At 44.6% G+C, this 22,524-nt stretch carries 18 protein-coding genes; 6 read left to right on the top strand and 12 right to left on the bottom strand.

The annotated features are described in order from the left end of the window. Window positions 1–107 precede the first annotated feature (107 nt). The gene (locus tag L4D74_RS02005) at window positions 108–1,037 is read right to left on the bottom strand and encodes a LysR family transcriptional regulator (protein ID WP_428750470.1); all 930 of its coding nucleotides are present in this window, start codon (window positions 1,035–1,037) and stop codon (window positions 108–110) included. Window positions 1,038–1,123: 86 nt separating this feature from the next. Here L4D74_RS02005 and chrA point away from each other — a divergent pair, with 86 nt between their 5' ends. The 3 genes from chrA (at window position 1,124) to L4D74_RS01990 (ending at window position 5,588) form a co-directional block, all read left to right on the top strand. Further along, the gene (gene chrA / locus L4D74_RS02000) at window positions 1,124–2,320 is read left to right on the top strand and encodes a chromate efflux transporter (protein WP_428750469.1); all 1,197 of its coding nucleotides are present in this window, start codon (window positions 1,124–1,126) and stop codon (window positions 2,318–2,320) included. A 250-nt stretch (window positions 2,321–2,570) separates the two neighbouring features. Then, a complete protein-coding gene (locus L4D74_RS01995; RefSeq protein ID WP_428750468.1) occupies window positions 2,571–3,704 on the top strand; it encodes an HD domain-containing phosphohydrolase in 1,134 nt (377 codons plus the stop codon). A 198-nt stretch (window positions 3,705–3,902) separates the two neighbouring features. Next, window positions 3,903–5,588, top strand: a complete 1,686-nt coding sequence (locus L4D74_RS01990; protein ID WP_428750467.1) for an AMP-binding protein — start codon at window positions 3,903–3,905, stop codon at window positions 5,586–5,588. Window positions 5,589–5,638: 50 nt separating this feature from the next. On the opposite strand, the gene L4D74_RS01985 is transcribed toward L4D74_RS01990, so the two are convergent. Further along, a complete protein-coding gene (locus tag L4D74_RS01985) occupies window positions 5,639–5,848 on the bottom strand; it encodes a DUF1127 domain-containing protein (RefSeq protein WP_428750466.1) in 210 nt (69 codons plus the stop codon). A 94-nt stretch (window positions 5,849–5,942) separates the two neighbouring features. Between L4D74_RS01985 and L4D74_RS01980 the strand changes: the two genes are divergently transcribed. Further along, complete coding sequence (locus tag L4D74_RS01980; protein WP_428750465.1) at window positions 5,943–6,878, top strand: LysR substrate-binding domain-containing protein; 936 nt, start codon at window positions 5,943–5,945, stop codon at window positions 6,876–6,878. Between the two features lie 100 nt (window positions 6,879–6,978). Here the strand turns inward: L4D74_RS01980 and fusA are convergent, their stop codons facing one another. Both fusA and radA read right to left on the bottom strand, forming a co-directional pair. After that, window positions 6,979–9,066 carry an elongation factor G gene (gene fusA, locus L4D74_RS01975; protein WP_428750464.1) on the bottom strand — a complete coding sequence of 696 codons (2,088 nt, stop codon included), beginning with the start codon at window positions 9,064–9,066 and terminating at the stop codon, window positions 6,979–6,981. Window positions 9,067–9,404: 338 nt separating this feature from the next. Further along, window positions 9,405–10,784: a DNA repair protein RadA gene (gene radA / locus L4D74_RS01970; protein ID WP_428750463.1), complete on the bottom strand. Its 1,380-nt coding sequence runs from the start codon at window positions 10,782–10,784 to the stop codon at window positions 9,405–9,407. Window positions 10,785–11,070: 286 nt separating this feature from the next. Here radA and L4D74_RS01965 point away from each other — a divergent pair, with 286 nt between their 5' ends. Continuing rightward, window positions 11,071–13,416, top strand: coding sequence for a PilZ domain-containing protein (locus L4D74_RS01965; protein WP_428750462.1), 2,346 nt, complete (start codon window positions 11,071–11,073; stop codon window positions 13,414–13,416). Window positions 13,417–13,553: 137 nt separating this feature from the next. Here L4D74_RS01965 and serB read toward each other — a convergent pair whose 3' ends face one another. Continuing rightward, window positions 13,554–14,522: a phosphoserine phosphatase gene (serB, locus tag L4D74_RS01960; RefSeq protein ID WP_428750461.1), complete on the bottom strand. Its 969-nt coding sequence runs from the start codon at window positions 14,520–14,522 to the stop codon at window positions 13,554–13,556. Window positions 14,523–14,628: 106 nt separating this feature from the next. Between serB and L4D74_RS01955 the strand changes: the two genes are divergently transcribed. After that, on the top strand, window positions 14,629–15,231 hold the full coding sequence (locus L4D74_RS01955; protein ID WP_428750460.1) for a YtjB family periplasmic protein: 603 nt from the start codon (window positions 14,629–14,631) through the stop codon (window positions 15,229–15,231). A 54-nt stretch (window positions 15,232–15,285) separates the two neighbouring features. Here L4D74_RS01955 and deoD read toward each other — a convergent pair whose 3' ends face one another. From deoD to L4D74_RS01920, 7 genes are all read right to left on the bottom strand, one after another. Next, the gene (gene deoD, locus L4D74_RS01950; RefSeq protein ID WP_265673743.1) at window positions 15,286–16,005 is read right to left on the bottom strand and encodes a purine-nucleoside phosphorylase; all 720 of its coding nucleotides are present in this window, start codon (window positions 16,003–16,005) and stop codon (window positions 15,286–15,288) included. A gap of 174 nt (window positions 16,006–16,179) precedes the next feature. Next, entirely contained in the window at window positions 16,180–17,400 is a 1,221-nt protein-coding gene (locus tag L4D74_RS01945) for a phosphopentomutase (protein ID WP_428750459.1), read from the bottom strand. A 15-nt stretch (window positions 17,401–17,415) separates the two neighbouring features. Continuing rightward, complete coding sequence (gene deoA, locus L4D74_RS01940) at window positions 17,416–18,750, bottom strand: thymidine phosphorylase (RefSeq protein WP_428750458.1); 1,335 nt, start codon at window positions 18,748–18,750, stop codon at window positions 17,416–17,418. An 86-nt stretch (window positions 18,751–18,836) separates the two neighbouring features. Continuing rightward, window positions 18,837–19,613, bottom strand: a complete 777-nt coding sequence (gene deoC / locus L4D74_RS01935) for a deoxyribose-phosphate aldolase (protein ID WP_428750457.1) — start codon at window positions 19,611–19,613, stop codon at window positions 18,837–18,839. Window positions 19,614–20,082: 469 nt separating this feature from the next. Next, window positions 20,083–21,348, bottom strand: a complete 1,266-nt coding sequence (locus L4D74_RS01930) for a NupC/NupG family nucleoside CNT transporter (RefSeq protein ID WP_265673739.1) — start codon at window positions 21,346–21,348, stop codon at window positions 20,083–20,085. 205 nt (window positions 21,349–21,553) lie between these two features. Next, on the bottom strand, window positions 21,554–22,351 hold the full coding sequence (locus L4D74_RS01925) for a TatD family hydrolase (RefSeq protein ID WP_428750456.1): 798 nt from the start codon (window positions 22,349–22,351) through the stop codon (window positions 21,554–21,556). Further along, complete coding sequence (locus L4D74_RS01920; RefSeq protein WP_428750455.1) at window positions 22,344–22,466, bottom strand: DUF5363 family protein; 123 nt, start codon at window positions 22,464–22,466, stop codon at window positions 22,344–22,346. The genes L4D74_RS01925 and L4D74_RS01920 overlap by 8 nt, the downstream gene beginning before the upstream one ends. Window positions 22,467–22,524: the final 58 nt, after the last annotated feature.

Below are 22,524 nucleotides of genomic sequence, written 5' to 3'. Positions count from 1 at the left end.
CTAGAGGTTGGATTTAAGACAAAGCTGGCAACAAATTCATAACCTTGTGGAAGTGATCACTTTATCGCTTTACCTCGTGAGGACAACGAGCGTTGAATCGGCGATCACTACAGTGCAGCAATAATCGCTTCGTATAATGAATCCTTAAGCCACGACACTTTATGATTCATATGCGAGTGAGTTTTCCATATTAGCGAGATATCAAAATCAGCCACGGGCACCGGAGGCGCAACGGCGGTTAACGCACTTTGCATCAGGCTTATCTCCGCCATTTTCTTTGGCACGATGGCAAACATTTCTCTTCCGTGAACTAATCGACCGATAGTCAGGAAGTTTCGTGATACGGCGTTGACCCTGCGAGATTCACCGACCGCATCAAGATGTTTATCCACTGGAGAGTGGAAGTCACCTGTGGGGCTAACAAGGCAATGAGGTTTAGACACAAATGTGGCGATATCTAATGTCTTCACCTGACAGACCGAAGCATCATAAATACAAACATGCTTTTCGGTATACAATTTTTGCGAGGAAAATGAGTCTTCTAGCTCGGGAATACTGCCAATCATAATATCGAGACGTTCTTGCTCGCAGACCTTTGTGTAGTTATCTCGATTCACATTAATAAAGCGAAGTTTCGCTTTCGGGGCTTGAGACATAACGGCATCATAAATAATCGGAGCAAAAATAAATTCAGCGTAATCGGTGAGTCCTACTTTACAAACCCCATCGTACTCGGACGGTTGAAAGTCACGCTTAGGCATCACTTTAAATTCAAACAAATTCAATATCTGCTCGATAACCGGAAACAGTTCATTGGCGCGCTCGGTTGGAAGCATTTGATGCCCCTTCCTCTGAAATAACGGGTCATCACATAGCACCCGTAATTTCGCTAAACTATGGCTCATCGCTGACTGGCTGACATAACTTTGCGCTGCCGCTTCAGACACGCTCTGTGTTTGATAAAGGTGATAAAACACGACCAAAAGATTGAGATCAATTCGTCTCCAGTCCACCTCCCCCAATCCTATTTCACTCATAGTGCAAACCAAATTTATTAATTTGAGTCATTATAATACTGGCAGTACCATTTGTGCTAATGAAACTCCCATCTAAAGGTTCCGAAGTGACAGTACTATCAAAAGATTCAGCGCCCAATGAGTCACTATTCTCCATTTTCAAACTCTTTTTTGCCCTAGGCTGGGTCAGTTTTGGCGGCCCAGCGGCTCATATTGGTTACTTCAGACAAACTTTCGTTGAAAAAATGCAATGGTTGTCGGATGAAGAGTACGCGCAAATGGTTGCGCTTAGTCAATTTCTTCCCGGTCCTGGCTCTAGCCAAGTTGGCTTTGCCGTGGGTTACCAACGGGCAGGATTAGGTGGAGGGATCATGGCATTTCTCGGCTTCACCCTGCCTTCGATTATTTTGATGATCGCGCTGGCTTTACTGAGCAGTCAATTAACTGAGTCGAATTACTTTCAAAGCCTAGTACACGGTCTAAAACTGCTCGCAGTAGTCGTGGTCGCCGATGCGGCTTGGGGAATGTATAAAAACTTCTGCCAACAAAAGCTCACTGTCGCACTATGTATTTCAACAGCCGTTGCACTACTGCTATTCCAAAGTGTTATTACACAAATTGTAATTTTGCTGGCTGCAGCGTTAATTGGCGTGCGCTACTTAGCAAATCCGGAATTACGTCCAACGCAATCATCGATAAAACTGTCTTACTTCCCAATAGGGCTCTTTTTCGCCTTATTGCTAGGTCTACCGCTGATTACTTGGTTGTCACCTTCATTACAGTTGTTTTCTGATTTCTTCCAAGCAGGCAGCTTAGTCTTTGGTGGTGGGCATGTCGTCTTACCATTGCTGCAAAATATTGTCGGTGACAAAATCACTCAAGACGTATTTCTTACTGGTTATGCGGCAGCGCAAGCCGTTCCAGGTCCTATGTTTACCTTTGCCACCTACATCGGCTATGCCTTATTGCCGAATGCACCGATATGGGGTGCGATTATCGCAACTCTAGGCGTATTTATACCGGGTTTTCTACTATTAATTGGCGTATTAAAGCACTGGCAGCAATTAGCAAAAGTCCCTGCCATTTCAGGTGCGCTCAACGGCGTCAATGCCGCAGTTGTCGGCTTACTGATTGCCGCGCTGTATCAACCGGTATTTATCAGTGCTGTCCTCGAACCTATTGATTTAGCTTGGGTACTGACGGGAGGGTTACTTCTAAAGCAGTTCAAACTGCCTATCGTATGGATGGTGGCTTTTTTCGCTGCTGCTGGGCTCATCAGCCCTTTTGTCCAAAACTTAATATAAATCAAGAATTGATGCAGTTTTAATCAATTTCACTCGTCACGCTTGTCGGCAAGCCTTACACTCTTTTAAGGGGTTAGGTTTGCCGATCGTTCATCCCTTTCCACACTCTCTCCAAATCTATCCCTTCGACTTAACTGGTTCACTTTACTTCGCTCGCGAAAATACATTAGCGTTGATATACCCAAAGTCCATCCCAGACACCGACGCTAGCGAAACAGCCATTAACGTTGCTCACGCATAGGAGGCTAGTATGAGAAAGGAATATTTGGACAATGATAGGCGCTCCCATCAGCGTAGCTACTCTATCGGTCAGGAGCTAAAAACTACCCATCAAGCATTGCGTCAAGAGATACCAGAGCTCTCTAGAATATCCATCGCGCTCTTTGATCCCGCTCATTCTGAATTGAGAACGTTCGTTCACAGCACGATAGAAGGCTCACCATTAGTGCGTTATCGCGCCCCCATTTCACCATCAACCTCATTGGGCAGGTTGGTTTGTCAGCAAAAAAGTCGGGTGGTCAATGATATTGCCTCTAACATTACCGCGGATTCACCTCATTCTACGTGGCTACTTGAACAAGGCTATGCAGCATCACTCACACTGCCCATCATGGAGCAAAATCAATTTACTGGCTTGCTGTTCTTCGACGTCAACAAACCACAATTTTTTGATAATGTAACGGTTGATGAACTCACCCTACGAACAAAAGAAGTCACAGCTTTAGTCAATGAGCAAAGTACCTTAATCCAAGCAGCTGAAGAAATGGCGCACTCGGTTCGCACTACATCGCTCGTTGGAGAGCGTGACAATATTGAGCATGCCTATCGCGTTGGGCAATATGCACACATCATCGCGGATCATATCGCTCCTCTCTATCAACTTGACGATGAAACCATCGATCATATCGTTCGATTCGCCTGTTTACACGACATTGGCAAGTATTCAACGTTAAGCTCCAAACAGTGCTCACTTTGGTTGCAAGATTGGGATAACGCCACCTTAATCGCGGGTAGAGTTCAGCAAGGCGTCAACTTGATCAATCAACTCGCGCGCCAAGTGAGTGAACGACAATATGCTTGCACACATTTACTCAGCGATATCATTCGTTACCACCATGAATACTTAAATGGGACCGGTTATCCGTTTGGCCTCAAACACGCACAGATCCCGATTGCTGCTCGCATTGTGACCGTCGCCAATATTTTCGATGCGTTAACGAGCCATCGCCATTACAGTGAATCGTGGTCATTGACTCACGCACTGCTAGAGCTGGAAAAAATGGTGGCACAAGGACAGCTCGATGGTAATTGTGTTCACCCATTGCGCTGTCATCAGAACAAAGTTAAAAACATTATGCTGACCAATGCTCACTTTGCTAGCTAAGACCAAACCGCTCACTCTTTATCGGGTGAGCTCACATAAAAACTGAGTATTTACTCCAATTCTGTGCTCAGGGACACGAATTATCACAACTCGGCACTTGCAGTAGTCGCACCATGAGGCTAACATTGTATTTGTTAACATTAACTTAACAATAAAATAACTATAAATTATCGTTCTACACGAAAACGGAGTTCAAGAATGATACTGCCTAACGAAAGCGCACACTCCAGCTGTACACTACCACCGCCCAATGAAATGATCCTAAAATGGGCACAAGAACGACCGAATGAGGTCTACCTTAAGCAAATCATTAATCGTGAATTTGTTGAATTTACCTACGCGGAAGTGGCGGATAAAGCACTACGACTTGTCTCGTCGCTTCGTGCACTCGGCATTCAGCCGGGCGACAAAGTGGCACTCATCTCTAAGAACTGTGCTGAGTGGTTTATCTGCGATCTTGCACTCATGCTTGGAGACTATGTAAGCGTCCCTGTTTTTCCGACTGCCGGGGCAGATACGATTGAATACTGTATCACGCACAGTGAAAGCAAAGCATTGATTGCTGGTAAACTAGACGACGACGCCGCTACTGCTCAGGTTATCGCTCAATTACCTGATGTTGTTAGTATCGCTCTACCTTACGACAGTGCGCCTGCGTGCCAGCACACGTTTACCGACCTTATCGCTAAGCACGAGCCAAGTACTGAGCGCCCCGTCCATCATGACGATAAGCTAATGTCTCTCGTCTATACCTCAGGGACTTCAGGGTTACCAAAAGGCGCAATGCTCACTTTTGGCGCTTTTAGCTGGTCGGTGCAAATGCTCATTGACCATATTGGCATAGAGGCGAATGACCGCTTGTTTTCTTACCTGCCATTAGCACACATCACTGAACGTGTGTATATTTTTGGATCCTCTATCCAAGGCGGCGTAATGACGGCATTCCCAGAATCGCTCGATACCTTCATTGAAGATGTCAAAATGCAGCGGCCTACGTTGTTTATTTCCGTTCCGCGTTTATGGACCCTATTCCAACAGCGTATCCAAGATAAACTGCCGCAGAAGAAGTTAAATTTCTTACTGAAAATACCGTTTGTAAACTCGCTAATTAAGAAAAAGCTAATTGACGGGCTAGGACTGGATCAAGCCAGAGTTCTAGGATGTGGCTCTGCACCGGTTTCTCCTGCGCTATTGGAGTGGTATCACAAAGTCGGACTTAACATTACCGAAGCATGGGGCATGACTGAAACCTTTGCCTACAGTACGATCAACCACCCGTTTAAGGCGGATAAGATTGGAACCGTTGGCAACGCAGGTCCGGGAATAGAGCTAAAAATCGCTGCCGATGATGAAATTATGGTTCGAAGCAAGGGACTATTCACGGGCTATTATAAAAACGACATTGCAACGCAAGAGTGTTTTGATAATGACGGATGGCTACATACTGGTGATGTGGGTGCTATTGATAGTGACGGCTACCTAAGCATCCAAGGACGTAAAAAAGACAACTTCAAAACGGCGAAAGGTAAGTTTGTCGCCCCCGTTCCTATTGAGAAAAAACTGTTCGAATATAGCCGCGTGGAGATGATGTGCCTGATTGGTTTAGGCCTCCCTGGTCCCATTTTATTGGTGGTGCCACATGACTTCCCGAACTTCGACAAGAAACGCTATGCGCGTACTGCTGAGCGTGTAGTCAAGCGGATGAACAAAGAACTCGAATCGCACGAACAGATAAAAGGCGTTCTGATGATCAAAGACCCATGGAGCATCGAGAATGGTATCTTAACGCCGACACTAAAAATAAAACGTCATCTACTCGAACAAAAATACCATGAAACTGGTCATAACTGGCCGAAAGACAAGCTGGTCGTTTGGGAAGAGTAACCGTACGATTCTACCCACTTCCTGTCTTAAAAGAGCTGTTAGCAGCTCTTTTATTTTTCCTTAAATTCCTTTCTAGCCTCCGTTACAACTTGCTCTTGAGTCACGCCTATATCATCCCATAAATACATAGGAAGCTCTGACAAGTGTTTTCTGGTGCGATGGTTTTGATACCAACCCTTGGTAATGGAGTAGTTTTTCTTAACTAAATTTATTAAACAAAATAGACTCACAGCCCTTATTTTCATCGTTAGTGCATTCATAGCCTTGACCTCCCTTTAGTGTTGAGATAATTTTCAAGCATCACACCTCGTCTGACAAATGATTGAATTTGACATTGAGTTAAGGAAAACTAATGTGAATGAACGATTACCCCCACTGCAAGGTCTCTACTATTTTTATATCGCTGCAGAACTAGGCAGTTTTAAAAGAGCCTCAGAGTCACTGTTTGTCACCGCAGCGGCAATTAGCCAACAAATCCGCCAATTAGAAGAATCCGTTGGCACGCAACTCTTTCACCGCTCTCACCGAAAGATACAACTAACTCGTGAAGGTAAACTGCTATTTGATGAAGCCAAACAAGGCTTCAAACATCTGCAACAAGGAGTGAGATTAATTAATCAAGATCCCGAGCCGAATCGACTTTCTATATCTACCCCTCCCTCTTTTGCTCAGCATTGGCTAATACCGAGAATACAAAACTTTCGAGAGCAGTATGAAGCCCTTTCTATCTTGGTCGAGCCCACGAACAAACTGGTGCTGTTTCAAGACAGTTTGGTTGATATCTGTATTCGTTACGGAGAGGGGAATTATGACAATATAGAATCACGCTTTTTAATGGATGAAATTATTTATCCTGTTTGTCATCCCCTTTATCAAGAAAAGCATGGCATTTACGACATCAATGATCTTTCTCGAGCTGATCTTATTGAAGATACATGGCCAGACATGGACTGGAGCACTTGGCTCAAAAATGTTGACTGTCAGGCAAGTAGGCCAACCATTCAATATAACGGTTCTCACTTTGTTGTGGAGGGTGCTCTGGCAGTTCAAGGGGTAGCATTGGTTAAGCACAGCTTAGCGGCGCGTTATATCGAAGAAGGAAAATTAATACGAATTGGCCAAATTGGGCTTAGGCCAAGGTATCGTTATTATGTTTGTGCGCCTGCTGGTTATTTTCAAAGGGAGAAAATCACTTCTTTCTGTCGCTGGCTGCAAAGCGAAGTAGACAATTTTCACAACCGACCAATCAAAAATTTAAAGATACTTGATACTAACTTTTCTCTCAAATAATCTCGATATTGCTAGTCGCCTGCACTAGCATGATTTAAATATCATTATGTAAAACAAAAAACCCGCCAAAAGGCGGGTTTTTTAAAGATTAATCAAACAATTACTTGTTTGCTTTCTCTTCTTTAACTTTAGCAATAACTTCTTCAGCAACGTTCATTGGGCACGGTGCGTAGTGAGCGAATTCCATAGAGAATTGGCCACGACCAGAAGTGATTGTACGTAGGTGACCGATGTAGCCGAACATCTCAGAAAGAGGTACGTCAGCTTTAATACGAACACCAGTAGCACCAGCTTGTTGGTCTTTGATCATACCACGACGACGGTTAAGGTCACCGATAACGTCACCTACGTGATCGTCTGGAGTGAACACGTCAACGTTCATGATAGGCTCAAGAAGTTGTGCACCTGCTTTAGGCATAGACTGACGGAATGCACCTTTCGCTGCGATTTCAAATGCGATTGCAGATGAGTCAACTGCGTGGAAGCCACCGTCGAATAGCTCAACTTCAACGTCTAGCGTTGGGAAGCCAGCAAGAACACCGTTGTCCATCATTCCAGCAAAGCCTTTTTCAACTGCAGGCCAGAATTCTTTAGGTACGTTACCACCAACAACTGTTGATTTGAACGAGAAACCAGAACCAGCTTCGCCAGGCTTGATACGGTAATCGATCTTACCGAATTGACCAGAACCACCAGACTGTTTCTTGTGCGTGTAGCTATCTTCAATTGCTTGAGTGATAGTTTCACGGTAAGCAACTTGAGGAGCACCAACAGTTAGGTCAACACCGTAAGTACGCTTAAGGATATCAACTTTAATGTCTAGGTGAAGCTCACCCATACCTTTAAGGATGGTTTCGCCAGTTTCTTCGTCAGTTTCAACTTGGAAAGATGGATCTTCTGCAACCATTTTACCGATCGCGATACCCATTTTCTCAGAACCGCCTTTGTCTTTTGGAGTTACAGCGATTGAGATTACTGGTGTTGGGAAGATCATTGGCTCAAGCGTACACTCGTGCTTAACATCACATAGAGTGTGACCAGTTTGAACGTTCTTCATACCAACTACAGCGATGATGTCACCCGCTTGAGCTGAAGTAAGTTCGTTACGCTCATCTGCTTGCATCTCAACCATACGGCCGATACGCTCTGTTTTACCAGTTGCAGAGTTAAGGATAGTGTCACCCTTGTTCAGTTTACCTGAGTAAATACGGATAAACGTTAGAGCACCGAAACGGTCGTCCATGATTTTGAACGCTAGCGCACGTAGTGGCTCATCAGCAGATACTGTCGCAACTTCACCAGTTGGTTCGCCAGTTTCTTTGTCTGTTAGTGGTTGAGGATCTACTTCTGTTGGAGCAGGTAGGTAATCAACTACAGCATCAAGAACGATCTGAACACCCTTGTTCTTAAATGCAGAACCACAGAATGTTGGGAAGAACGCTAGGTCACGAGTACCTTTACGGATACAACGCTTGATGTCTTCGATTGAAGGCTCTTCACCTTCCATGTACGCTTCCATTAGGTCGTCGTCTTGCTCTACAGCAGTCTCGATCAACTCTTCACGGTACGTTTCAACGTCATCAACCATGTCCGCAGGAACATCTAGGATTTCGTAGTTTTCTGGAAGACCTGTGTCATCCCAAACGTATGCTTTACGGCTTAGAAGGTCTACAACACCAACGAAGTCATCTTCGCGGCCGATAGGTAGAACCATAACTAGTGGGTTAGCACCTAGAACGTTTTTAACTTGGTCAACAACGTTAAAGAAGTCAGCGCCCATACGGTCTAGTTTGTTAACGAAGATCAGACGAGATACTTCTGATTCGTTCGCGTAACGCCAGTTAGTTTCTGATTGAGGCTCAACACCACCAGAACCACAGAATACACCGATACCGCCATCAAGTACTTTAAGTGAACGATATACTTCAACTGTAAAGTCAACGTGTCCAGGAGTATCGATAACGTTCAAACGGTGATCGTTCCAAAAACAGCTAACTGCCGCTGACTGGATAGTAATTCCGCGCTCAGCTTCCTGTTCCATGAAGTCGGTAGTTGATTCACCATCATGAACTTCACCAGTCTTATGGATTTGGCCAGTCAGTTTAAGAATACGCTCAGTTGTAGTGGTTTTACCCGCATCAACGTGCGCGAAAATACCAATATTTCTGTATTTTGATAAATCAGTCATCGTTTTACTCTGTTAATAGGATATAAAATGCGCGCAGAGTATATCACAATCTGTCAAGACGGATACCATTGCGTGCACTTGCATTAAAAAAAAGTTATACCCTTAAGCATCGACTATGACGCAACTCCATCTAAATTAAGATGAAAGCCTGCCCCAGTAAGCCCATTACTACAGAGTACCTTACGTAAGTTCGCAGTTAATTTTAGCTGCTCTTTGTGATTTTTCGATGTCGTTTCTAAAAATCACAGACTTTGTGGGCGCTATTCTACCTAAAATTTCAGAAAAGCCACTATTAAAAGTGCATTTAACGCACCACTCGTCGTTTATTTCGTACGAAGCTAAAGTTCATCAAAGGCCGATAGAGCTTCTGACAACTTTTTAACACCATGAATTTGCATCCCTTCTATACCACCTTTTGGCATATTGGCTGCTGGAACAATCGCACGCTTAAAACCGTGCTTAAACGCTTCCATCAAACGTTCTTGCCCACTTGGAACCGGACGGATTTCTCCCGCGAGTCCAACCTCACCAAACACCACCACGTCTTTTGGCAGCGGTCGATCTTTAAAACTGGACAACAGCGCCATGACTAGAGCTAAATCAGCACTGGTTTCCGTGACTTTAACGCCACCCACAACATTAACAAAGACATCTTGGTCTGCCATTTGTAAGCCGCCGTGTTTATGTAATACCGCCAGCAATAACGAGAGTCTATTTTGATCCAAACCAACGGAAACTCGTCTTGGATTAGCAAGCTGGCTGTAATCCACCAAGGCTTGAATTTCAACCAGTAACGGTCGCGTACCTTCCCATACCACCATGACGGAGCTGCCGGACGTTTCTTCCTCTCCACGTGATAAGAAAATCGCCGATGGATTACTGACTTCTTTTAGCCCTTGCTCTGTCATGGCAAACACGCCCAGCTCATTCACTGCGCCAAAACGGTTTTTATGACTACGTAAAGTCCTAAAGCGACTATCCGTTCCGCCATCCAGTAAAACTGAACAATCAATAATATGCTCAAGAACCTTAGGACCGGCTAAAATACCGTCTTTGGTAACGTGACCTACCATAAAGATCGCGACATTATTTTGCTTGGCATAACGCGTTAACGCGGTAGCTGATTCACGAACCTGTGCCACGCTACCCGGTGAAGACTGAACATCTGATACGTGCATGACTTGAATAGAGTCAATCACCATCAACTTCGGCTGCTCTTTTTCTGCAACTTGGCAAATACGGTCGACATTGGTTTCCGAAAGCATCTTCAAATGATCTTTTGGCAGCCCAAGTCTGGATGCACGCATGGCCACTTGTTGTAGCGATTCTTCCCCCGTAACGTACAGCGTTGGCATTTGCGATGATAGGCGACACATTGCTTGTAATAGTAACGTCGACTTACCCGCCCCAGGGTTACCACCAATAAGAATGGCCGCACCTGGCACAACACCACCGCCAAGCACGCGGTCGAGCTCTTTAAAACTACTCGAAAATCGTGGGACTTCTTGCAAATCAATTTCAGACAAGGTCTGAACACTGGCTTCCGTTGCTCCACCAGCGTAACCAGCTAGGCGCTCGTTACGTGCCACTTGAGGCGATGCAGCAAGGCGAACTTCAGAAATTGTATTCCACGCTCCACATGCATTACATTGCCCTTGCCAACGAGGAAAGTCTGCGCCGCAATCATTACACACGTAAGCTCTTTTCGCTTTTGCCATACTTTATTCACTACCTCATTGACATAAAATAATAATAACAATGCAATCGCTTGCACTTACCGCCCTGCAAGGACGTTGCTTTTTTGTGCTTCCGGTTATTATTTTCGTTCCGACAAGCAATAATTATTGCCAAGACGAGATAATCCACGAAAAATATTCAATTAAAATGCTGTAAAATCATCAGCAGATATCGCTAAGGATTGCGGTACACTAGCCGATAAAACTTTATTGCGCTGTTATATCGATGATGGCATCGCCATCAAACAGGGACACTTTAACAAAACTCATGCAGCAATCAGAAATACTTTCTCTCGCAGAACGACTAATACCGGCTTATCACGCCGAAGATTTTGACTTTGTTCTCAAACAAATCACTGAAGGTGAGACGCCATCGGCGAAACTGCTCGTTAAAATGGAGCTCAATAGACTAATGGCGCCTTGTCATAAACGTATTGATCTTCGAGGGCGCGTCTCTTCACATTGCCATGAATACCAATTTGATGGGCTCACACACTGGCTCGATGACAGAGCATTTGATATGTACCACAAACTGACTCGTAAGTTTGGTGGTTACACTGAAGGAGTGTGGGAAGCTCTCGTTAATAAGCAAACCATTAGTACCATTGGAAACGAGCAAAAATTAAAGCACGAAGGTGAGCTTACCGACCCTGACAGCCCTTACGCGGCAGAAGCGATTAATTTAGGGTACGATCTAAAGCGCAAAGAAAACCGCCTTAGACTTGAATCCCAAGTCTCTATTGAGCTCGAAAATGGCGAACAGGTGCACGGCTTAAGCGTCGACTTATCAAACTCTGGCGCTAAATTTAAAGTGCCGGGCACCTTTGATTATGACCTCGGGCAAATCATCAACGTTCGCTTTGAGGAATTAGCCAAGGGGAGTAACGTCAAAGACATCGAATTGCCAATTGAATATCGAGTTCTTGGTGTTGATGGCATTCACGGCGTCTCTCCAGTGAAGTACCTACGTACCTTAAGGTTGACCCGCACTAATGCTGTTGAGCAAATCGTAGAAAAAACGTTAAATACAGAGTCCAAAAAAATTCGTCATGATAATCAAGACCGAATTACTCGTGCCCGCACGCGAGGCTACGAGCACACTTACCTAAAACATGCTTGTAATCTACCGCTATTCTTTAGCGGTAACGAACTTAAAGTCTCTCTACTTACCGAAAATAATAAAGATATATGGAATTATTGGCACGATGAGCGCCACCAACAAGCGCTTGGCTCACTGTTTTCACCTGAGCGGATGGAACTTCTGATCAAAACGGGGATTAAAGGCTGCAGTAACGTTCTCTATACCTTTACCCATGATCACAATGGTATGAAATTGTTTTACTCAATGATGATGCCTGAAGCCAGTAGAGAAGAACGGCAACTTTTTTGGCATGTCGGTGCCAGACGAGCAAGCTGGAAAGCGTTTCGTCTCTCGGTCTTTGAATTATCAGAAAACGATGTCGTTGCCATTTCGAAACACTACAGTGAGTTAGTGGCTAAGCCAGAAAAACTGACTCATTTCGCGATTTTGCAGGAAATTAGCGACCAAACATCGGCAAGTGATTATTTATTTACCGAAAAACCTCGCATTCCAGCTAGCGGCTTAAACCGTTTTAGACACCCAAGAAAAGTCATTGGTCAACCGCGTGGGCTCTATTTTGACGCTGAGTCTAGACGAAAAGAGCCACGATACGAATTTCGCACACCCGTCACCATTGTTAATGAAAATAATGAAAGCATTGAAGGGGTTACTCTCGACATTTCAAAACGTGGTGCCAGTATTCAGCTGCGTAGCCCTGCGGCTCTTAGCACCGGAATGAAGGTCTCCGTCGCATTTCAAGAATTGCAACTCTACAACAAAACCCTACCTCTTAACCATGTTCCCTACCACGTTGTGCGCATGTCTGAGGATAAGAAAACGGCGTTTCTTGCCATTGCAGAGTCAGGAAAAACCATCAAAATCATCGCATTTTTCAATGGCATGATTGAAAATAATCGTGACAAACTGCTTATCAAAACCGAAATCTTGCCAAGCCCTGAGCTGCTTGAATCGTTGCATAACGTACTACTTGGGAAAATGGTCAGTACGCCAATCTACATCGACAAACGAGGCACTTCGGTTAAGAGCCGAGTCGTGGGTGTTAATTTCCCACTTCCGGGTTATCTGCAGTTTTTTGAACGCATAGGTCATCAGCAAAAACTGGCGCTAGAGCCCATCTTTAAAAATCGCAGTAATAGCATGATTGCCGAACCGATGAAACGCCGACCAGGTTCTAAAATCGTCTATCATGAATTGTATATTGGCGTGCTTAAACTCGGGGACCGAATTCAATCAGTACATACACGGCTTCGTGAAGACTTTGATTCAACACAAAAACGGATAAGGTTTATTAAAGACGCCTTAACAATGGGTGAATTGTACATACTCAGAGTATCTTCAGGCCCGGTTTTTGATGCCCTGACAACTCTAATGAAAAAGGACATCAACGAACTATTAACGCTTAGCCTAAGTCATGCTAGAAATTTGGAAAATGAAATGACGGCAATCTGTGGCTACTGTGAGGTCATTGATATTACTGAAGAAGTGCTTATTCGTTTGGAGCTAAATTGCTGATCAACCGAATTTAACTCTAGACTTCTCTGTTACTAAAAAAGGGGGATTGCCGACTAGCAATCCCCCTTTTGGTTTGAATGTACACACACTGTGTACGCCGCACGGCTTAACTCATAAACCAAATGAGCGAGTGGGTATTACCAATTCACTCTTTTTTGCTTCGCCAGTAACCCTGATAATATGCATACCACGCCGCCAAGTCCGGCAAACTTAATCGCCACTTGCGCTTTTTCTTCGACTTTAGGTTTTGCATGGTAAGCAATACCCAAACCAGCGGCATGCATCATCACTAAGTCATTAGCGCCATCACCAACAGCAATCGTATTGTGCGGTTCAATATCGTATTCTTCAGCTAGCGACTGTAAGATATCGGCTTTCTTTTCAGCATCAACCACTTCGCCAATCACGGCGCCAGTCAGTTTGCCATCAACGATTTCCAGCGTGTTGGATTGAGCATAATCAAGAGATAGTTCTTGTTTCAAGTAGTCTGAGAAGTAGGTAAATCCACCGGATGCAATCGCCGTTTTCCAGCCTCGAGACTGCAGCGTTTTAATCATCTCTCTTAGCTCTGGCATCATGGGTAGTTCAGCACGAACGGCGCTAAGTATCGACTCATCAGCCCCTTTCAATGTCCCTACGCGCTGACGTAAGCTTTGCTCAAAATCTAGCTCGCCTTGCATTGCTCGTTCCGTCACTTGCGCCACTTGCTCACCAACGCCAGCTAACTTTGCAATCTCATCAATGCACTCAATTTGAATCGCAGTAGAATCCATATCGAGTACGATCACTCCCGGCTTGTTAAGATCAGGCACATCACATAATGCCGAGCAATCCACTTGTAATTCCGCCAAGATTTTCTGATGCTCAGACGTTAACGTTCCGGCCATTAACGCCACTTCATACGGTCCAACTTGCCAAGCTTCAAGAATACGGCTCGACTGCCCCACATAAAAATCCATGTCATTAAACATGCTGACAGAGAGGTACGGAGCGTACACTATCCAAGAGGCTTTGCTCTTTTCTAGTTGATGTGAAAGTAGGGTTTCCGGAAAGCGCTCCTTTAAGGGAATGCGCTTTGAAATCACTAAAGGCTTTACAGCGTCCATGTCTTATCCTTCATAAGAAAATTACTACGACGGTACCCTATTGCAATTTACTTGTGCAAGTCTCAATATAAACCAATCAGTAATTTCTTAGACCTTTTGTAAGATTATGGACGGTTCACTGTTTTCATTTCGCAATTTTTTACGCATTGTCGCTTTAGGACTCATTGGTGCGATGGTATTTTTTATCGCCACTAATAGCTTTGTTATCAGCAAAGGTAACGAGAGAATTCAAAGCAATCAGCTAGAAGTACTAAGTAAAATATTAATCTCCCAGGCTTCGTTGTCTGCTCGACAAATGCTTATCGACCAAGACCAAGAACGCCTAGGTGCGTTAACCAATCAATTAGCAACCGAAAGATTGGTACTTGATGCGACCGTGTATAATGCAGAAGGGGTAAAAGTAGCTGCCAGTACCGATGCAAAATCAGCACGAGAAGTACTTGGGCTCGATACACCACTCGCGACGGCCAGTATCGGGCGCCAGCAACTGATAGAACCAATCATAAACGACAATAGTATTATCGGCTTCGTACGTATTACGTTTGAGACCGGAAAAGTCACCGCGATCTCGGATCACCACTACCGAAAAAGTGATCGTTACATGTACATGATGATACTGATGAGCTTTATTTCCGGTGTGTTACTCCTTGTCATTCTGCGCCGCCCCAGCAAGAATAAGGGTGAAAACTTACTGTTAAAACAGCCTTAAATAAACTCCATAAAAAAACCTCGCCAATGCGAGGTTTTTTATAACAAGTACCGATTACTCTTCGTCGCCCAGTAGCACTGAGTCTAGCGCAATCTCCATCATTTCATTGAACGTTGTCGCACGTTCATCTGATGTAGTTTGTTCACCGGTTTTAATATGATCAGAAACCGTACAGATCGCCAACGCTTTAGCTCCGTATTCTGCAGCAACGCCGTAAATACCTGCAGCTTCCATTTCAACACCAACAATACCGTACTTATCCATTACATCAAACATGTCTGGATCCGGGGTATAAAACAGTTCAGCAGAAAATAAGTTGCCTACTTTCACGTTGATGCCGCGTGCTTTGGCCGCTTCTTCTGCATTTCTCACCATTTTGTAGTCCGCAATCGCCGCAAAATCATGGTTTTTAAAACGAATGCGGTTCACTTTCGAATCCGTACACGCGCCCATGCCAATAACAACATCACGAACTTTAATGTCTTCGTTTACTGCACCACAACTGCCTACACGAATAATCTTCTTAACACCGAAGTCTTTAATCAGTTCTGTTACATAAATAGAGCATGATGGGATACCCATACCATGTCCCATTACAGAGATGCGGCGACCTTTGTAAGTACCTGTGTAACCGTACATACTGCGTACGTCACACACCTGTACCGCGTCATCCAAAAACGTGTCTGCGATGTACTTTGCGCGGAGAGGGTCACCCGGCATTAATACAACGTCAGCAAAATCACCCATTTCCGCATTAATGTGAGGAGTGGCCATTATGTTTTCCTTTTTGGTCAAGAACGGTTCTAACCCTCAAGGGTTTGAGGAATCTCGGTTAATTTACAACCTAAAACCGTTAAATTTATTAAATAATTAAAACGCTTCGACGTTTATATTCTAGGAACTAGGAACTAGGAACTAGGAACTAAATCCTAGCCCCTAAAAGCTGTTCTACAAAAAGCTCTTTCCGTAATCCATTGGAGACGTACCAAAGTAGCTAGCAAGGCTCTGACCAATATCAGCAAAGCTGTCACGAAGCCCTAAAGAGCCCGCTGGTATATTGTGTCCATAAACAATGACAGGGATGTGCTCACGCGTGTGATCAGTGCCTGGCCATGTAGGATCACAACCGTGGTCTGCAGTAAGAATCAATACATCGTCTTCTTCCATTAGCTCAATCACTTCATGGATACGAGAATCAAAATACTCTAACGCCGCCGCATAACCGGCTACGTCACGACGGTGACCATACGCTGAGTCAAAATCGACAAAGTTAGTGAAAACAATCGTGTTATCGCCAGCTTCTTTAATTTGCTCTTTGGTTGCTTCAAACAACGCAGGGATGCCCGTCGCTTTAACTTTTTTGGTGATGCCACAGTTGGCGTAAATATCGGCAATCTTACCAATAGACACGACCTGACCCTGTTTCTCTTCCACTAACTTAGTCAGTACCGTTGGCGCTGGTGGTTCGACCGATAGATCTCGGCGGTTACCTGTACGCTCAAACTGACCTTTACCAGGACCAATAAATGGACGAGCGATAACACGGCCAATGTTGTAATCTTCTAGTTCTTCACGAGCGATCTGGCAAAGATCTAGTAAGCGGTCTAGTCCAAATGTTTCTTCATGACAAGCGATCTGGAATACCGAGTCAGCCGATGTGTAAAAGATAGGCTGTCCCGTTTTCATGTGCTCTTCACCAAGATCATCAAGAACTTGAGTTCCTGATGCGTGGCAATTACCTAAGAAACTATCCAGTCCTGCACGCTTAAGAATGCGATCGGTCAGCTCTTTCGGGAAGGCGTTCTCTTTATCAGTGAAATAGCCCCACTCAAACAATACCGGCACACCGGCAATTTCCCAGTGACCCGACGGCGTGTCTTTACCAGATGAAAGCTCTGCAGCGTGTCCATAAGCACCAATGATTTCTACGTCATCATGCATACCCTGAGCGAGCGCACCTGTTGACTCTTTATGCGCCATGGCTAAGCCTAGCTTTGAAAGGTTTGGCAGTGTTAATTCACCGCTACGCTGGTCATTATCAGCAAGACCTTTCGCACAATGTTCAGCGATGTGCCCCATGGTATCAGAGCCAACGTCACCAAATTTTTCAGCGTCGCCCGCAGCACCAATACCAAATGAATCTAATACTAAAATAAATGCTCTTTTCATAATCTCTCTCCCACCCTATGCCAAGTCTTCCGCACGAATATGGCGGTATACACATGGGGTTTCTGTATAGGGTTGATCACTCACCGTCACCGCTGCTTTCAGTGCGTTTGCCGCGTCTTGCCATTGCGCTTCACTACGCGCATGGATTACCGCTAACGGTTTATCTTGATTCGCGCTCTCGCCAAGTCTAATAAATTGGTCAAAGCCAACTGCGTAGTCAATCGTATCTGTCGCGACACGACGACCACCGCCCATTCCAACAACAGCCATACCAATAGCACGAGTATCCATAGCCGACACTGTACCTTCAATATCGGCATAGACAGGCTTAATAATCTCGGCCTTATCTAGGTAATTATCATAGTTTTCTACAAAATCTATCGGGCCACCTAGTCCAGCAACCATAGTGCCGAAGCATTGGGCTGCTTTACCGTTGTTTAAGACCTCGTTTAGCATTGCATCCGCTTGCTCGTTATCATCAGCAAGCTTAGCCAACACTAGCATTTCACTACAAAGTGCCATCGTCACTTCGTACAATCGTGGATTACGGTATTCGCCCGTTAAAAACTGTACCGCTTCACGTACTTCTACGGCATTGCCTGCTGACGATGCCAGCACTTGGTTCATATCAGTAAGAATAGCAGTTGTCTTTGTACCTGCGCCGTTTGCAACCGCAACGATTGAATTCGCTAACTCTTCAGATGCCTCATAAGTGGGCATAAACGCCCCAGAACCTACTTTGACATCCATAACCAGTGACTCAAGACCAGCTGCCAATTTCTTAGATAAAATAGACGCGGTAATCAAAGAGATATTGTCAACGGTTGCAGTGATATCGCGCGTGGCATATACACGCTTATCAGCAGGTGCTAAATCGCCCGTTTGGCCGATAATCGCGACACCCGCTTCCTTAGTTACTTGACCGAAAACTTCGTTTGTCGGTGTAATATCATAGCCAGGAATAGACTCAAGTTTATCAAGTGTCCCCCCTGTATGGCCCAAACCGCGTCCAGAGATCATCGGAACGAAACCACCGCAAGCCGCAATCATAGGACCAAGCATTAAAGAGGTGACATCTCCGACCCCGCCAGTCGAGTGTTTATCAACAATCGGACCACCAAAATTCATATGGCCCCAATCGATAACCATGCCAGAGTCACGCATTGCACAAGTCAGCGCAATACGTTCTGGCATAGTCATTTCATTAAAAAAAATCGTCATGGCGAAAGCCGCAATTTGGCCTTCTGATACGGTGTCATTCGCGACACCTTGAATGAAGCAGTTAATTTCTTCCGCGCTCAGTACTTGGCCATCGCGTTTTTTACGAATAATTTCTTGTGGTAAATACATTAGTACCTCCCCAGTCTTAGCTTGGGTTGTAGAGTATAGAGGGAATGGTGGTGACAAGAAGTGTGTCACCACCTAAAAGCGTTAGATTAGTACGCAGTAGGATCTGCAGTTTCGTCTGTTACTTCTAATGTATTAAGGAGGTTGGTTAGCAGGCTTGATGCACCAAAACGGTAGTGCATGTTATCTGCCCAATCCGCGCCTAGGATATCATCGGCCATAGCAAGGTATGCGGCTGCATCTTCTGCGGTACGAACGCCACCAGCAGGCTTAAAGCCAACCGTTTTTGCTACGCCCATATCGCGAATCACTTCTAGCATCATGCGCGCATATTCTGGCGTTGCGTTAACTGGCACTTTACCCGTTGAGGTTTTAATGAAGTCAGCACCAGCTTTAATGCAGATTTCTGATGCCTTCTTGATAAGTGCCTCTTCTTTCAGCTCACCGGTTTCGATGATCACTTTAAGAAGGATGTCGCCACACGCTTCTTTACACTGCTTAACTAACTCGAAGCCGACTTCTTCGTTGCCTGCCATCAGTGCACGGTAAGGGAAAACGACATCTACTTCGTCTGCACCGTATGCGACCGCCGCTTTAGTTTCCGCTACAGCGATGTCAATATCATCATTACCATGTGGGAAGTTAGTCACGGTCGCAATGCGTACGTCTGCAGTACCTTGCTCTCGTAGCGTTTTCTTAGCAATAGGAATAAAGCGAGGGTAAATACAGATCGCAGCAGTATTACCTACTGACGTTTTCGCATCGTGACAAAGCGCAATCACTTTTTCGTTAGTGTCGTCGTCATTTAACGTGGTTAGATCCATAAGTTTAAGTGCACGTAGAGCTGCTGATTTTAAATCGCTCATTTCTATCTCCGGTCAAAATATTCAATTAATTATCTGACAAACACGTCAGCAATAAATGAACGGACTTGGTTCCTTGAAGACTCGGCTCAGTTGTTATGCATTGCTATTATGCTTAAACAGCAAGACAACCAACACCAATTGCTATCCTTGTCACCGCACAGTACCTGCTCGTAATAATCACCTGATTCCTATCTGGTGAGAACTGGCTCTGGCTAAATAAGCTTCGTGAAAATACGAAGGAATTACTAAGTAGCCTCTACAGTATAGGACTCTTACTCAAAACGGTAGAGCTGATTAAAACGCAAACGGTTTGCTTCTCAAAAAACTTCCATTCAATATTTGAATCGTTTGTCCAATAACGATTCACCAAGGGTTTTAAGGGTCCCAAAACCAAAAAAGCCCCGCAGCAATCTCTTGCTACGGGGCGATTTATTATGACGTCTATATACTAATAACCTACGGCTAACTGTTACATTGCCGCAAGGCTAAGACAGAAGCCAGCAATCGTTGCTGCCATCAAGTTAGATAGCGTACCAGCGATAACGGCTTTCACACCCATGCGAGCGATATCACCGCGACGCTTAGGCGCCAAGCTGCCTAGACCACCCAGTAGAATCGCGATAGAAGAAAGGTTCGCGAAACCACAAAGTGCAAATGAGATGATTGCTTTTGTCTTGTCAGAAAGAACAACCGGCGCAGCTTCAGTTAGGTAAGGGGCAAAGTTTGCAAACGCTACAAATTCGTTAGCAACAGTTTTCATACCGATGAACTCACCAGCAACAACCGCTTCTTCCCATGGCACACCAATAAGGAATGCAAGAGGAGCAAAAACCCAACCAAGTAGCAATTCAAGGCGAAGTTCAGGCATACCGAACCAACCACCAACGCCACCAAGCATACCATTCACAAGCGCGATAAGGCCGATGAATGCGATAAGCATTGCACCAACGTTAAGCGCTAGCTGAAGACCCGCTGAAGCGCCGCCTGCTGCTGCATCAATAACGTTAGCTGGTTTGTCATCGCCTTCTGCTTCCATGTCATGAAGCTGATCGATTGGCTCGTCAGTTTCAGGTTTCATGATTTTAGCAAACAATAGACCACCAGGTGCTGCCATGAATGACGCTGCTACCAAGTACTCAATTGGCACGCCCATAGAAGCGTAACCCGCAAGAACACCACCAGCGATAGACGCTAGACCACCACACATTACTGCGAATAGTTCTGATTGAGTCATCTTTGGTACAAAAGGACGAACAACAAGAGGGGCTTCAGTTTGACCAACGAAAATGTTTGCTGCTGCAGACATAGATTCCGCACGAGATGTGCCTAGTGCTTTTTGTAAGCCACCACCAAGAATCTTGATTACCCATTGCATAATACCTAGGTAATACAATACAGAAACTAACGCAGAGAAGAAGATAAGTGTTGGTAGTACACGGAATGCGAAGATGAAGCCACCGCCACCGAAGACCTCAAACATCTTGCCTGATACAAGACCACCAAACAGGAATGAAGAACCATCATTACCGTAATTGATGACGTTAGAGATAGCGTCTGATACACCGCGAAGTACTTCTTGTCCCCATGGGACGTAAAGAACGAATGCACCGAGTAAAAATTGGATAGCAAAAGCGCCACCCACCGTTCTGATATTAATAGCTTTGCGGTTATCTGATAATAATACTGCGATACCGATCAGTACTACCATTCCAACCAGGCTCATAAACAGGCTCATGGTTTATGACTTCCTTATATTTAATTATTTGGCGTGTAATAAAAATTGAAGCTCAAAAGCGGGGGCGATTATACAAACCCTCAAAAAAGAAAGTAGTACCCCCTTCACACTTTCGTCCTCAACACATAAGACGTACATGCAATTTTGCGACATAGATCACAAGTCAACTCTGTAACAAAACTTAATTTAACAATTACAAGTAACTTTAGTCACAAATAAAAAACAGCAATTTGCTATTATTTAGGACTTGTGACGTAACCGTTTGCGCAGTTTCACTTCGCAGCATGATAAGAGTTGATAGGGTCAACTTTAGCATTTCCGGTTTATTGATAACCCCCTGATAACCACTCAATGGCATATCAGGTGCGTCAGTTTCGATTAATAAGTATTCAAGCGGGAGTTTTGAAATAGTGTCACGTGTCTTTTTTGCGCGTTCATAAGAAATGACGCCACCGACCCCTATATAAATACCTAATTTTATATAGTCCATCGCTTGCTGGTAACTGCCACTAAAACCGTGGATCACCCCACCATATATGGGAGCAGTTTTTCTAAGTAACGCCATCATGTCTTGGTGTGCTTTTCGACAGTGTAAAATAACCGGTAACTTGGCTTTATTCGCCAGTAAAATATGCTCACGTAAGATCTGCCTTTGCTGCTGCTTCACAAGTTCAGCGTCACAGTCTTGGCTTAAGTGATAAAAATCTAACCCGCACTCGCCAATCGCGATGCATTTATTAGACAAACTTTGCGCTTGGGCGAGCGCCTGTTTTAATCGTTCAATACTGGCAGCGGACACGCCTGATAAAAATGAAGGATGGAAGCCAAGGGCATAATAAATATCGGAATGTTGCAGTGCTAGCTGCGCTATTTCAGTCCAGTTTTCTTCATTGATACCTGGAACTATTATGCGCTCTACCCCTGCGACTCTTGCTCCCTTCAATACGGCAGAAAGATCGGTTTTAGCCGAAATGAGGTCTAAATGACAGTGAGTATCAATCATCGTTAGCGGGATCTTGTTTATACGGTGTACAGCTACGTTTGTTCTCCGGCGTCAGCCCCATAGACTGGCACCAGTTATCGTACTTTTTTAACCAAACATGTAACCATTTAAGCATGCATAATACTCTCTCTATTATCGGCATAGACACACAGTAAAATAGCTATCAACATACC

Source organism: Vibrio cionasavignyae (assembly GCF_050337155.1).
Taxonomy (GTDB): Bacteria; Pseudomonadota; Gammaproteobacteria; order Enterobacterales; family Vibrionaceae; genus Vibrio; species Vibrio nomapromontoriensis.
This window is presented reverse-complemented; position numbering and strand designations above follow the sequence as displayed.